The sequence below is a fragment of the Streptomyces sp. B6B3 genome (genome assembly GCF_039871525.1).
In the GTDB taxonomy this organism is placed as follows: Bacteria; Actinomycetota; Actinomycetes; order Streptomycetales; family Streptomycetaceae; genus Streptomyces.
Genome location: NZ_JBDPLU010000025.1, coordinates 14,349 through 27,654 on the forward strand (window position 1 = coordinate 14,349; position 13,306 = coordinate 27,654).

Annotated in this window: 10 protein-coding genes; 6 read left to right on the forward strand and 4 right to left on the reverse strand. The window is 74.0% G+C overall.

The features are described from left to right. Positions 1 to 235 precede the first annotated feature (235 nt). The 5 genes from ABGB06_RS33820 to ABGB06_RS33840 all read left to right on the forward strand — a co-directional run bounded on the left by ABGB06_RS33820 (position 236) and on the right by ABGB06_RS33840 (position 6,766). Complete coding sequence (locus ABGB06_RS33820; protein ID WP_347597397.1) at positions 236 to 1,294, forward strand: LacI family DNA-binding transcriptional regulator; 1,059 nt, start codon at positions 236 to 238, stop codon at positions 1,292 to 1,294. Between the two features lie 199 nt (positions 1,295 to 1,493). Next, a complete protein-coding gene (locus ABGB06_RS33825) occupies positions 1,494 to 2,813 on the forward strand; it encodes an extracellular solute-binding protein (protein ID WP_347597400.1) in 1,320 nt (439 codons plus the stop codon). Beyond that, positions 2,810 to 3,736: a sugar ABC transporter permease gene (locus ABGB06_RS33830; protein WP_347597402.1), complete on the forward strand. Its 927-nt coding sequence runs from the start codon at positions 2,810 to 2,812 to the stop codon at positions 3,734 to 3,736. The genes ABGB06_RS33825 and ABGB06_RS33830 overlap by 4 nt, the downstream gene beginning before the upstream one ends. Further along, entirely contained in the window at positions 3,733 to 4,632 is a 900-nt protein-coding gene (locus tag ABGB06_RS33835) for a carbohydrate ABC transporter permease (RefSeq protein WP_347597405.1), read from the forward strand. Before ABGB06_RS33830 ends, ABGB06_RS33835 begins: the two co-directional genes overlap by 4 nt. A gap of 76 nt (positions 4,633 to 4,708) precedes the next feature. After that, positions 4,709 to 6,766, forward strand: coding sequence for a beta-galactosidase (locus ABGB06_RS33840; protein WP_347597408.1), 2,058 nt, complete (start codon positions 4,709 to 4,711; stop codon positions 6,764 to 6,766). Between the two features lie 17 nt (positions 6,767 to 6,783). Here ABGB06_RS33840 and ABGB06_RS33845 read toward each other — a convergent pair whose 3' ends face one another. From ABGB06_RS33845 to ABGB06_RS33860, 4 genes are all read right to left on the reverse strand, one after another. After that, positions 6,784 to 8,058, reverse strand: a complete 1,275-nt coding sequence (locus ABGB06_RS33845; protein ID WP_347597411.1) for a cupin — start codon at positions 8,056 to 8,058, stop codon at positions 6,784 to 6,786. After that, the gene (locus ABGB06_RS33850) at positions 8,055 to 9,482 is read right to left on the reverse strand and encodes a hypothetical protein (RefSeq protein ID WP_347597414.1); all 1,428 of its coding nucleotides are present in this window, start codon (positions 9,480 to 9,482) and stop codon (positions 8,055 to 8,057) included. Before ABGB06_RS33850 ends, ABGB06_RS33845 begins: the two co-directional genes overlap by 4 nt. Then, the gene (locus ABGB06_RS33855; RefSeq protein WP_347597417.1) at positions 9,479 to 11,725 is read right to left on the reverse strand and encodes a DUF4135 domain-containing protein; all 2,247 of its coding nucleotides are present in this window, start codon (positions 11,723 to 11,725) and stop codon (positions 9,479 to 9,481) included. The genes ABGB06_RS33850 and ABGB06_RS33855 overlap by 4 nt, the downstream gene beginning before the upstream one ends. A 106-nt stretch (positions 11,726 to 11,831) precedes the next feature. Continuing rightward, positions 11,832 to 11,990, reverse strand: coding sequence for a hypothetical protein (locus ABGB06_RS33860; RefSeq protein ID WP_347597420.1), 159 nt, complete (start codon positions 11,988 to 11,990; stop codon positions 11,832 to 11,834). 401 nt (positions 11,991 to 12,391) lie between these two features. Here ABGB06_RS33860 and ABGB06_RS33865 point away from each other — a divergent pair, with 401 nt between their 5' ends. Continuing rightward, the gene (locus ABGB06_RS33865) at positions 12,392 to 13,306 is read left to right on the forward strand and encodes a hypothetical protein (protein ID WP_347597423.1); all 915 of its coding nucleotides are present in this window, start codon (positions 12,392 to 12,394) and stop codon (positions 13,304 to 13,306) included.

A 13,306-nucleotide genomic window follows, 5' to 3' on the forward strand; every position in this document is an offset into this window, starting at 1 on the left:
TCCTACGACGCCGCAGCCTGCCCGCCCCCGATCTCACCGGGGCGGGCAGGCGGCGGCGCTGAGAACGGCCGGCCCGGAGCCCAGGGACCGAACATCGGAACCCGACACCACGAGGTGGTCGGGTACGGATACCGATTCCAGATGTTTCTCCCTCCGGCCACCAGAAGCACGGTCAGCAACCGGTCCGGCGCCGCCCGGGCGGAAACTTTAGGAAACGGCTGGTACAGTCGCTCGCATGGCGAACCGGAAGCGGGTCACCGCGCGCGATGTGGCCGAGCTGGCGGGGGTTTCCCCTGGCACCGTGTCCAAGGCGCTGTCGGGCCGGGGCGCGGTCCACCCCGACACCCGGGAACGCATCCTGGAGGCGGCCCGGGAGCTCGACCTCAGGTCCGGCCGCGCGCTGGCCCCGCCGGACCCGGTGCGGAACCTCACCGTCGGCCTGGTGACCCAGGAGCCCTTCAGCAGGCGGCGCACGTCGCCGCTGTTGCTGGGCGCGATGGAGAAGCTCGCCGAACACGACATCGCGTCCCTGATGTGCGACGGCCGCGGCGACCCCATCCGCGAGCAGCACTTCGTGGAGTCGCTGCTGCGCCGCCGGGTGGACGGCATCCTCGTCGCCGGCAGCGGCGGCGAGAGCCTCACCCGCCCGCCGCTGCGCGGCGTGACCGGCGTGCCGGTGGTCTACCTGATGACCGCCTCCACCGATCCCGGCGACGCCTCCGTCGTGCCCGACGACCGCGGTGGGGCCGAGCTGGCCGCGCGGCACCTCGTCGCGACCGGCCGCCGGCGCATCGCCTGCGTCCTGGGACCGCGGCGCGAGGAGGCTTCCGGGATCAAGACCGCCGCCACCCGCGAGGCGCTGTCCGAGCACGGCCTGGACCTGGCCGCCGAACCGCTGTACGGACCCTGGAGCGAGCAGTGGGGCCGCCAGGCCACGCTGCAGCTGGTGCACAACGGCGTCCCGGTCGACGGGCTGATCTGCGGGAACGACATGATCGCCCGGGGCGCCACCGACACCCTCCAGGCGCTGGGGGTCCCCGTCCCCCGAGAGATCGGCGTCATCGGCTACGACAACTGGACCGTGATGGCCGAGGCCAGCCGCCCGCAGCTGTCGAGCATCGACCCCAACCTCACCGAGGTCGGCACGGTGGCGGCGACCAGGATGATCGAGGCGATCCACCACGGTTCGCCCACCCCCGGCGTCACCGCCGTCGCGTGCGACCTGGTGCCCCGGGAGTCGACCGCCGTCCCGTTCGACGCGCCGGGCACCACACCACGTCCCCGGGACGCCTGAGACACCGCCACCACCGGAACCCCACACGGCGATCGCCGTGTGGGGTTCGTCATGCGCGCGACGGCGCGGCACATTTCCTAAAGTTTCCGCGTAGGGAGACTTGTCCGCTCCTCTCCAGGCGTGATTGCATCCCGGCTGCAGGAAACATTGTTGATAGTTTCCACATCCCCAATGCTCCGGAGAGGAGGTGGACGACGGCATGACCCGGACCAACGCGCGGCGTCCCACCCGGCGTCAGGCTCTCGCGCTGCCGCTGCTGCTCGCGCCGCTCCAGGCGGCGGCCGCCTGTTCCCGCTCCGACGCCGGGGCCACGGACGGCGTGATCACGCTCCAGTTCTGGTGCTGGGCGCCCATCGCACCCGCGATCGACCTGTGGAACCGCACGCATCCGCGGATCCGGGTCGAGCTGTCCGCGCCCGCCGGCGGCGCGAGCCTCTTCCAACGCCTGTCCGCCGCGATCGTCGCGGGCTCGGGCGCTCCCGACCTGGTGCAGGCCGACTACCCGAACCTCCCCACGCTGGCGGTGGCGGGCTACCTGGAGGACCTCACCGACCTCGCGGCCGGCCTGCGCGACGCCTTCGTCCCGGCCGCGTGGCGCCAGGTGGTGATCGGCCAGCGGATCTGGGCGGTGCCGCAGGACATGGGACCGATGGGCATGTTCTACCGCGCCGACCTCCTCGACGCCCACGACCTGCCGGTGCCCTCGACGTGGGAGGAGTTCCGGGACGTCGCGGAGCGGTTGCGGCGGGCGGCTCCCGGGCGTTACCTCACCGCGTTCCCGCAGGGGGACATGTACTGGTTCGCGGCCCTGGCCGCGGCGAACGGTGCCGAGTGGTTCGGGACCGAGGACGACGCCTGGCGGGTGAGCATCGACGGCCCGCAGGCGCGGCGGACCGCGGAGTACTGGACCGGACTGCTGGACGACGGCCTGGTGACGATCCGTCAGCACTGGAATCCCGCCTGGCACCAGGCCCTGCAGGACGGCACCCTCGCCGCCTGGCTGGCCCCGGCCTGGGGCCTGACCACCCTCGTCTCCTACCCCCCGAACGACCCGGACGGCGTCTGGCGGGCGGCCCCGTTGCCCCGCGCGGATCCCGACCGGCCCGCCTCCGGCCCCTGGGGTGGCTCGTCGACGGCCATCGTCAGGGGGTCGGCGCATGTGGAGGCCGCGATGGAGTTCGCGGCCTGGTTGAACACCGACGGCGAGGCCGCCGACCTGATGAGCGATCCGGAGAACGCGGCGTTGTTCCCGGCGTCGGTGTCCGGGCAGGACCGGCCCGCGGTCGCCCGGCCGCAACAGGTGCTGGGCGGGCAGCGCTCGGGCGAGGTCTTCCGGGAGGCGGCCGCGCACACCCGGCCCATGATCTGGGGTCCGACCATGGACCAGGTGCGCGACGACTTCATCGACGCCGTGACCGTCGCGTTGAACGAGGGCGAGTCGCTCACCACCGCGTTGACCAGCACCCAGGACCGGACCGTCGAAGCCCTCGAACGCAAGGGACTGGGTGTCCGCACATGACCAGCACGAGCCCTCCCGCACCCCGGCCCGGACGTGAGCGACTCGGCCGCCAGACCCGCCACGGCTGGGCGTTCCTCTCCCCCTTCCTGGTCCTCTTCCTCCTGTTCCAGGCCGTCCCGATCGGCTACGCCGTCTTCCAGAGCCTGCGCGCCCAGGAGTGGTCGGGGCTCGGGCTGGGCGGCCCGGTCACCCGCTTCGCCGGGCTGGAGAACTACCAACGGGTCCTGCAGGACGACGAGGTGATGAACGGTGTGCTGCGGATGCTGCTCTACGGCGCCGTGCAGGTCCCGGTCATGCTGGGGCTGGCCCTGGCCATGGCCCTGCTGTTCGACGCAGGGGTGCTCCGGGCACGGCGCTTCCTCCAGCTCGCCGCGTTCATGCCCCACGCGGTGCCCGGCATCGTGGCGGCCGTGCTGTGGGCGTACCTGTACGTGCCGGGGATCAGCCCGGTGGTCGAGACGCTGGACGGCCTCCGGTGGGAGGTGGACTTCCTGGGCCCCGACACGGTGCTGTGGTCGATCGCCAACATCGCGACCTGGCAGTGGACCGGCTACAACATGCTGATCATCTTCGCCGCGCTGCAGGCCCTGCCGCGGGAGCTGTTCGAGGCGGCGCGGGTGGACGGCGCCGGCGGCTGGGCGGTGACCTGGCGCATCAAGGTTCCGCTGCTGCGGCCCGCGCTCGTCCTGACCTGTCTCTTCTCCGTCATCGGCACCCTCCAGCTGTTCGCCGAACCGCTGGTCGTCCGCTCCCTGACCGCGAACGTCACCGGCTCCTACACACCGAACATGGCCGCGTACTTCCAGGCGTTCGGCCTCAACGACCCCCAGTACGCGTCGGCGATCGCGGTCAGCCTGGCGCTGTTCACCTTCGCCCTCAGCTACGGGCTGATGCGCCTGGCGCAGAAGGGAGTCGACGAATGAGCGCCGCTCCGACCACCCACGCCCCCGCCTCCCGTTCCTCCGCTCCGGCGCGGCTGTTCCCCGCGACGCTGGCCTGGCTGTTCCTGGGGGCGCTGACCCTCTACTTCCTCTTCCCCATCTTCTGGCTGCTGGTCTCCGCGACCAAGGACACCTCGGAGATGGGCGGCACGAACGGCTTCTGGTTCGCCGACGCCGGGTTCCTGTCGGGGCTGTGGGACAACGTGGACACGCTGTTCACCACGGAGGACGGCGTCTTCGGCCGGTGGCTGCTGAACTCCGCCGTCTACGCCGGGCTCGGCGCGCTGGGCAGCACGGTGGTCTCCGCGTTCGCCGGCTACGCGCTGGCCAAGTTCCGCTTCGCCGGGCGCGACGCCGTCTTCGCCGGGATCCTGGGCGGCGTCCTCGTCCCCGGCACGGTGCTCGCGCTGCCGCTGTTCCTGCTGATGAGCCGGCTAAACCTGACCGACACCTACTGGGCCGTTCTGCTGCCCTGCCTGGTCAACCCCTTCGGGGTCTACCTCTGCCGGGTCTACACCGCGGCGGCGATGCCGGACGAACTGCTGGAGGCCGCCCGCATCGACGGCGCCGGCGAGGTGCGGATCTTCACCACCGTCGCGTCCCGCATCCTCTCCCCCGCGCTGGTGACCGTCTACCTGTTCTCGTTCGTCTCGATCTGGAACAACTTCTTCCTGCCCCTGGTCATGCTCACCGACCGCGACCTGTGGCCGGCCACCCTCGGCCTGTACGGCTGGCAGCAGCAGTCCATGACCATGCCGGAGGTGACCACCGTCGTGATCACCGGCTCCCTGGTCTCCACGCTTCCGCTGATGGTGGTCTTCTTCGCCATGCAGCGCTACTGGCGGGCCGGCCTGACCGTCGGTTCCCTCAAGGGCTGACGCCGGAGACCCGAGTCCGCCGTTTCCCGGCTCCGCCCGCTTCCCCCGTGACCGAACCCGTTCGAAGGAGAGAGTCGTGTCCCCTGGAGATCGCGCCGAGGAGCCGCTGGCCGGTCTCCGGCAACGGCTGGGCGGTTTGGCCTTCGGCGGTGACTACAACCCGGAGCAGTGGCCGCCCGAGGTGTGGCGGGAGGACGTGGCGCTGATGCGGGAGGCCGGGGTCAACCTGGTGACCGTCGGGGTCTTCTCCTGGGGGCTGTTGGAGCCGCGTCCCGGGGTGTTCGAGTTCGGCTGGCTGGACGAGGTGATGGGCCTGCTCGCCGACGCGGGCATCGCGGTGGACCTGGCCACGCCGACCTCCTCGCCGCCGTCCTGGCTGGCCCACGAGCATCCGGAGACGCTGCCGCTGGACGCCGAGGGCCGCCGGTTCGCGTTCGGCGCGCGCCAGCACTACTGCCCGTCCTCCCCGGTCTACCGCCACCACGCGGCGCGGATCGCCGAGCGGCTGGCCGAGCGCTACGCCGCCCATCCGGCGCTGGCGATGTGGCATATCGGCAACGAGTACACCGGCCTGGAGTGCCACTGCCCGGTCTCCACGGCGCACTTCCGGCGCTGGCTGGCCCAGCGCTACCGGACCGTCAACGCGCTCAACGACGCGTGGGGCACCGCCTTCTGGGGTCAGCGCTACGACTCCTTCGGCCATATCGGCACCCCGGGCGGCCCGTTGCTGTCCGGGCCCAACCCGGGCCAGCGGCTGGACTTCCAGCGCTTCACCAACGACGCGGGTCTGGAGTGCTTTGCGGCCGAACGCGACATCGTCCGCCGGCACACCCCCCAGCTGCCGGTCACCACGAACTTCATGGGCGCCTTCAAGCACCCGGACTACTGGCGCTGGGCCGAGCAGGAGGACGTCGTCTCGGTCGACATCTACCCCAACACCTGGGACCCGGAGGGCCAGGTCTACGCGGCATGGAACTTCGACCTGATGCGCTCGCTGGGCGGCGGCCGGCCGTGGCTGGTGATGGAGTCGGCCACCGGGCCCAACGTCCAGCGCCGCCGCAACTCCGCCCGCGCCCCGGGCCGGATGCGCGTGCTGTCCCTCCAGGCCCTCGCCCGCGGCGCGGACTCCGTGATGTTCTTCCAGTGGCGCGAGTCGCGGGCCGGCGCCGAGCGCTTCCACTCGGCCATGCTGCCGCACGGCGGCACCCGCACCCGCACCTGGCGGGAGATCACCGCGCTGGGCGCCGACCTGGGCCGGCTCGCGGAGCTGACCGGCGGGGCGTGCGATCCGGCGGAGGTCGCGATCGTCTTCGACTGGGAGAACTGGTGGGCCCTGGAGGGACCCAACCACCCCTCCCAGGACCTCGACCACAAGACCCGCGTGCTGGACCACTACCGGCCGCTGTGGGGCGCCAACATCCCCGTCGACTTCGCCCGCCCCACCGACGACCTCACCCGCTACCGCCTGGTCGTCGTCCCGAACCTCTACCTCGCCGACCACACCGCCGCGGACAGCCTCACCCGCTACGTCCACGCCGGCGGCCACCTGCTGATGTCCTACTTCTCCGGCATCGTCGACCAGCACGACCGGGTCCACCCCGGCGGCCACCCCGGCGCCTTCCGGGAACTGCTCGGCATCCACATCGACGAGTTCAACCCGCTCCAGCCCGACCGGACCCACGGGCTGCGGTACGCCGATCACACCGGCACTGCCACCGACTGGCAGGACGTCATCGAACCCGACGGCGCCGAACCCCTGGCCACCTACGCCGACGGCGACCTCACCGGCACCCCCGCCGCCACCCGCCATCACCACGGCGCCGGCACCGCCACCTACCTCGGCACCTCCCCCGACCCCGACACCCTGCGCCGCATCGTCCTGGACGCCACGGCGGCCGCCGGCGTCACCCCCGTCCTGGACACCCCGGACGGCGTCGAGGCCACCCGCCGCCACACCCCCGACGGCACCCCACTCCTCTTCCTCCTCAACCACACCCCGGGCGAGGTCACCGTCCGCCTCCCCGACGACGCGCCCTCCGCTCTCGACCTGCTCGCCACCGACGACACCACCTCCACCACAGGACCGCTGCGCCTCGCCCCCTACGGCGCGGCCGTGCTCCGCGAGGCGCCCTGACGGGACGGCGCCGGCCGTCAGCGGAGGGGCGCGGTGCGGATGAGGGCCCGGAAGCTTTCCAGGGTCGTCAGCAGCCGGCGGGCCTCCGCCCGGAGGCCGGGCTCGCCGGCGCACAGGTCGCCGACGGTGACCGCGGCGCCGGCGGTGAGCGCGTCGAGCAGGGCGACCAGCCGGTCGGGGGGCAGCGGGCTGCGCGCCACGTGTCCGTTCGCCGCGCAGAGCACCCCGTCGGACGCCCGGGCCCAGCGAATCGGGCCGGCGGCCCGCACGGTGTCGCCCTCGGCCAGTTCCACGGCGGGCGCGGGCGGCGGCGCGGGCAGGAAGCCGCCGCCGGTCCACCGTTTGAGGGACAGCACCGCGGCGCGGTCCGCGACCCGGTCCGCGGTGCCGCGGTCCCGGAACGAGCGCAACGCGCCGCCGAGCGCCTCGGGCAGGTCGCCGGGCAACGCGGCCGGCGCGTCGCCCGGCGGCACCAGCAGGCCCTCGGCCACCGGCGGCAGCAGCGCGGGATCGCCCTCGCCCGTCACCAGCGACTCGGGGCTGCTGTCGTAGAGGAGGTCGTGCACGTCGTAGCTGGCGCGGTGCCCGCCGCGCGGCACGCCGACGTTGACGCTGGTGGCCGGCCGGTCGCTCAACGCGCTCTCGCCGACGTGGAAGTAGCTGTCCGGCCAGTACAGCAGCTGCCCGGGGGCGACGTCCGCGGTGAACGACCCGGCCAGCATGCCCTGGTAGTCCAGCACCGAGGACACCGGCTCCGACCACGGCCGTTCGGCCCAGAACCGCATCCGCTTGTGCCCGGAGAGCCCGTACATGAAGGTGGCGAAGCGGTCCTTGTGCACCCCCACCGGGCTGTGCTCGTAGCTGCCGTGGAACAGCGTGGTGATCGCGCCCGTCAGCGGCAGCCCGACGCGTTCCCACAGCCCGGAGAAGAACGCCCGCTCGCGCCGCCACTGCGGCTCGTGGAAGGCGTGCAGCACGTGCACCACCAGCGCGTACCGGCGCCCGTCGAGCCGCTGCGCGAGCCGTTTGGCGTACCCGTCCAACGAGCCGTCGGCGGCCTCGGGCAGCAGCCCGCCCGGCTCGGTCTGCTGCTCGCGGCCCACGGTGAACTGCGCGTTGGCCGGCAGGTAGCGCGACGCGGGCGGCACGGTCCCGGCCACCGCCGCGTGGAAGATCTCGGTCTCCTCGAACGGGGCGGCGCCTGGCGAGGTGACGAGCACCGGCTGCCGGTCCCAGTAGCGCTCGACGAAGACGTCCCAGTCCAGGGTGTCCATGACGGCCAGCCGTGTCATGCCTCGGCTCCTCCTTCGGATCCCTGGGCCGCTTCGGACCCCTGGGCTGCTTGGGCCGCTTCGGACCCCTGGGCTGCTTGGGACCCCTGGGCCGCTTGGGCCGCTTGGGACCCCTGGGCTGCTTGGGCCGCTTGGGACCCCTGGGCTGCTTGGGCCGGTTCGGACCCTTGGTCGTCCACGACGTCCACGACGTCCACGACGTCGATGCCGCGCAGTCGGTGCAGCCGGCCCAGAAGGGCCAGCACGCCTGCGCTGCGGTCCCCGGCGCCCACCTCGGCGCACAGTTCGGGCACGCCCAGGGTCCGTCCCGGCCGCAGCGCGGCGCCGAGCCGTTCGCCCGCCGCCCCGGCGACGGGCAGGAGCTGCCCGTTGACCGCCCACACCGCCCGTCCGGGGCCGTCCGGCAGCCGGACGATCTCGCCGGTGACGCGAACGCGGTCCTCGGCCCGCGGCCCGGGTTCCTCGGACGGCCGCGGGCCCGGCACCGGTTCGAGCCCGGCCGCCGAGCGCCGCGCCGCCCACTGGACGCGCAGCGTCCGGGCCAGGTCCGGGCTGTCCGCGGTCCGCCGCACCAGGTCGCCGGTGTGCCGGTCCGCGGCGGCGACGGCCACCGAACCGTCGGGCAACAGCGGGGGCGCGGCCGGCAGATACGGCACCGTGCCGTCGGCGTACGCGGCGTCCCGCTGCGCCGCCTCGATCATGAGGTTCTTCACGATGGCCACCGCCGCCCGGTGTTCGGCGCTGACGAGCAGCCGCAGCGCGAGGCAGCGTTCGCCGAACGCCTCGGCGAAGCGGTAGCCGCCCGGCCAGTACAGCAGGTCGCCGGGCGCGCCACGGAGTTCCAGGTCCCAGGCGTCCGCGTCGGGCTCCGCGCCGTCCGCCCGCTCCCGCCACAGTCGCACGGTCAGCTCGCCGCCCAGCACCCAGACCAGCCCGGCGTGGCGCGGCGGCAGCGCCAGGCCCGCGGTGCGCAGGTAGCCGTGGCCCGCGGTGAGTTCGGCCGTGACCGGCAGGGCGGGCCAGCCCACCAGGTGCCACAGCCCGGCGACCAGATCGCGTACCCGGGACCACAGGGCGAAGTCCAGCAGCAGCGGCTGCGTCACGGACAGCAGGAGCCCGTCGTCGCCGAGCTTGTGCCGCACCCGGTCCAGATAGCGATCGGCGTCCGGGTCCTCGGGCCCCGGCAACAGCTCGCCCGGCGCCCGCAACTGCCCGCCCGTGCTGAAGAAGCGCACGTCCGGCAGGCTCCGCGCCCGGGTGCCCGCCCGGAACGACGCGCTCGCCGCGGTCATCACCGCGAAGGCGTGGTCGGGGGCCACCGCCGGATCCGGCCCGGTCTCCCCCGCCGGATCCCCGACCCGGACAGGCTCCCGCCCCCACGCGCCCGCGACGGTCTCCTGCCACGGGGCCCGGTCTGTCGTCACGATGTCTCCTCCACGGGCGAGCTGAGCGGAAACGTCTCGCGCACCCGGCGCGCGTACCGGGCCAGCGGCTCCAGGCCCAGCCCGGCCCGGCGTTCGTCCACCCGTTCCGGGTCCTCGATGGGGCAGGGCCGGAGCAGGTCGCCGACCCGTTCGAACTTGGTGCCGTACAGTTGCGGGCGTTCCTCGGCCAGCCGCAACGCGTCGGTCACGTAGGCGATCTCGCGGGGCGGCATGTCTCCCGCCTCGGCCGCTCGCCGGATCAGCTCCAGGCAGCTGGTGCGGAACGCCACCTCGCCGCGCGCGTGCTGGACCAGCCGGCAGGCCACCGCCGCGGCCCGCTCCCCGACCAGCGCCCGTCCCGGCCAGCCGTGCCGGTCGACCACCGTGCGCAGCCAGACGAGCCCGGCGTCCGTCAGCCGGTGGAGCTTCTCCTCCAGCGCCGCGTCGGCGAACCCGCCGGCCCGCCACGGGGCGCGCAGCGCCGCGTCGACGCGGTCGAGCCGCAGCAGCCTGCGCCGCACCTCGGCCGCCGGGCCGGTCGCCGGCGGCGCCAGGGGCGCGGACAGCTCGGCCACGCGCATCCGCGCCCGACTGCCCTCCCAGCGGTAGACGACGCGCCGGTCGCGCTCCGGCCAGGCGAACGCGACCTGGCCCTCGCCCGGCGCGCCCACATCGATCGAGACCCCCGCCGACTCGGCCGCGGGCGCCTCGTCGAAGACGTGCTCCACCGCGTCCCGCAGCGCCACGCCCAGGCCCTCGAGGCGCCAGCGCGCCCCGCTCACCACGGGGGTCGCGGGCGGCCAGTACTCCTCCTCGGGCATCGCGGAACGCCGCGCGGGCGGCTCCTCGCCGACGCTGAGCAACCCGCCCCCGGCGGCGGACCGAAAGAAGTACGGCACGTCGCCCCGCGCGAGCTGCGCCCGTTCGTCCGCGCCGAACGTCTCCAGCTCCCCGGCACCGCGCAGGGCCGCACAGTAGTCGGCGGTCCGCCGGAGGATGACCCGGACGTGATGGGCGTTCCGCCGCTCCTCGACGAACCGCACCACGGTGTCGCGGTGGCGGCACAGCAGGGTCCAGGCGTCGAACATGCCCCGGAGCATCGCGGGCAGATGGGGCCCGTAGCCGGTGCGCCCGCGCGCGTCGGCGACCAGCGAGGGGGCGGCGACGCGGCCCACGGCCTGCTCCGTCCGCCACAGTTCGAGGGTGCCCGCGGGGCCTCGCCGCCAGTGGCAGGGCACGGCGGCCAGCGAGCACCAGCGCGCACCGCTCTCCAGGCCCGGATGGTGGTGGCCGCCGCTGGCGAGCGGGTGGTACGTCAGCCCCGTGGTGGGCAGCCGAGGCACGTCCGCGAAGTACGTCTCCAGGTCGATCGGATACAGCAGCGGTTCCGGCTCCCCGTCCCGCCAGCCCACGACGACGTTGTCCGCGTGCAGGTCCGCGGCTCCCAGCGCGTAGCAGACCGCGGTCAGCTCCCCGGCGCGCCGCCAGAAGCGTTCGGCGTCCGGCTCCGGCAGCACGGTGCCGGTCATCCGCCAGCCGTCCTCCTCGCGCAGCACGCCCTGGTGCCGGGACGGCGGAGTGACCCACTCCTGCCAGAGGTAGCCCGCGTCGCCCTTCCCGCGCCAGGCCGGGAGCACCGGCAGGCGCACCTGGCCCGACGCCGGGGCCAGTCGGTTCAGCAGGTCGAACACGCCGCCCTCGGCGAGCAGGAGCAGTTCCCCGGAGGCCGGGCGTGGTTTGTAGGCGAGCCGGGTGCCGTCCGCCCGCTCCAGGCAGAGCACCCGCTGGCCGCCGTTGTGCGTCTCCTCGCCGTGCGCCCACAGCCGGGTCACCGCACCGCGGATCCCCAGGTCCGGGCCGTCCGTCTGCAGCCGCTGGAGGAAGACGCCGAGGAAGCTCTCGCACTGCGCGACCCGCAGCGCCGCCAGGCGCCGCGCCTCGTCCTCGGACCCGGCGGCGCAGGCCAGCAGGATCTCGCCGAACAGGGGCCCGAACAGCTCCCCGTTGGTCACCTCGAGGACTCCGGGAGCCAGGACTCCGGCGCAGCCGGGACCGTTGCTCCGACACCAGGAGTCGAGCCGCTCCACCAGGGCCGCGAGCGGCGCGAAGCGCCGCCCCGCCAGGGCCCCCGCGATCAGGCGGGCATCCGCCGGACCGCACGGCTCTCCCCCGGTCATCAGGGTGTTCTCCGGCCCGAGCACGCCGAACGGCGGTAACAGCCCGGGCGCGGAACCGTTCCTCACGGCATCCACCACGCGCGTCACAGCCGTCGTGGCACGCGGGACCTCAGGTCCGGGATCGCGCAGCACGCACAGCGCGGCTCTGGCGGCGTGGGACATGCCGACGCGTTCAGCAGCAGTAGATCGCCTGGCAGGTCTCGGGGACCTGCGGGCTCGCCATGGACGTGGCCCCGTGCTCGGGGATGTCCATCTCCACCTCGCCGACCACCAGGTCGAACTCGGCGTCGCTCTGCACGCGTTCCATCTCTGTCACAGGGTGCGGACTCATGTCACCTTCCCACATCAGGGATAGCGGAACTTGCAGCGGTACTTGCACGAACCACCTACCCGGTCGGTTTCGCGAGCAATCTGCCGACCGCTGGCGCGAATATGCCAGGGGCGGGTGGCGGAACTCCCCCGCGAGCACCTTCCGCACCCGGTTTCCCACGCGTCACGGACCGCCTCGGCAGCGGCCGGTCCCGCGGGGCTGCCGGCGGCGCGGACGAGCACGTGCGCCGCCCTCGTGATCGACGGCGAGCGCGGCACACCAGGCGGCGGCGCACCGGCCGTCCGCGCTCCTCGACCGGGCGCCGCCCCGGTGGCCGGCGTTCTCCGGCCACTAGGCTGAACGCCAACGCGGGCTGACCAAGCGCTGGGCTGGTGCGGGCCGTTGACGAAGGGGAAGCGTTCGTGAGTTTCGGGCAGCCCGGCCAGGCCGGGCCCGAAGGGGGTTACGGCTTGCCGCCGCAGGGCGGCCAACCTGGGTCCGGAACTCCGGCGCAGCCGTATCCGCGGCCCTCCCCGCAGCGGTGGCAGGCCCCCGGTCCCGGCGGCCCCGGAGATCCCCGAGACCCCGGCGGGAACCGGTCCCGGTCGCTGGTCATCGCCATCGCCGCCGTCGTGGTGGTGGCGGCGCTGCTCGTCGGGGCGGTCTTCCTGATGGGCGACGACGAGGACGGCGGCTCCGGCGGCGGCTCCGGCGGTGACGGCGACGCCGGCGGCGACGCGGACGTCAGCTACGAGCTGGTCCTGCCGGTCACCAGCGGCGACTTCCGGATCGCCGGCTCCGCCCAGGAGCTCACGGACCTCGACCGCGACCAGCTCGCCGAGATCGGCCTCCGGGAGCCCGAGGGGACCGCCGGCACCTACCTCGCCGGCATCACCGCCGGCGAGGCCGCCCAGTTGACGGACCTGTCGGAGCTGGGCGCCCGCGAGGTCAGCACCATGACCGTCTACGGCCTCTGGGGCGCGGTGGCCGATCCGGGGCGCTCCCTGGACGCGCTCCTCGACTACGGCGCCAGCCAGAGCGGGGCGGCCACGGGCACCAGCCTCACCCTGGTCGGCGAGCCGGAGCCGATGGAGCCGGCCGGCCTCGACGGTGCGGTGATGAAGTGCCAGTACGCGGAGGCGGCCGACCCCGCCACCGGCGGGATCAGCAGCATCCCGGTCTGCGCCTGGGCCGACGGGGCCACGCTCGGCTTCGCGGGCCTGCAGCGGCAGAACGCCGCCGGCAACGTCGACGTGGAGCTGCACGTGGCCGCCGACCACATCGCGACGCTGCGCGCCGCCTCGCTGGTCGAGACCTCGCCCCGGCCCGCGGACTGA

Bases quoted from the DNA above. Each gene is read 5' to 3' on its own strand.
- ABGB06_RS33820 (WP_347597397.1), top strand. From the start codon at position 236: ATGGCGAACCGGAAGCGGGTCACCGCGCGCGATGTGGCCGAGCTGGCG.
- ABGB06_RS33825 (WP_347597400.1), top strand. From the start codon at position 1,494: ATGACCCGGACCAACGCGCGGCGTCCCACCCGGCGTCAGGCTCTCGCG.
- ABGB06_RS33830 (WP_347597402.1), top strand. From the start codon at position 2,810: ATGACCAGCACGAGCCCTCCCGCACCCCGGCCCGGACGTGAGCGACTC.
- ABGB06_RS33835 (WP_347597405.1), top strand. From the start codon at position 3,733: ATGAGCGCCGCTCCGACCACCCACGCCCCCGCCTCCCGTTCCTCCGCT.
- ABGB06_RS33845 (WP_347597411.1), bottom strand. From the start codon at position 8,058: ATGACACGGCTGGCCGTCATGGACACCCTGGACTGGGACGTCTTCGTC.
- ABGB06_RS33860 (WP_347597420.1), bottom strand. From the start codon at position 11,990: ATGAGTCCGCACCCTGTGACAGAGATGGAACGCGTGCAGAGCGACGCC.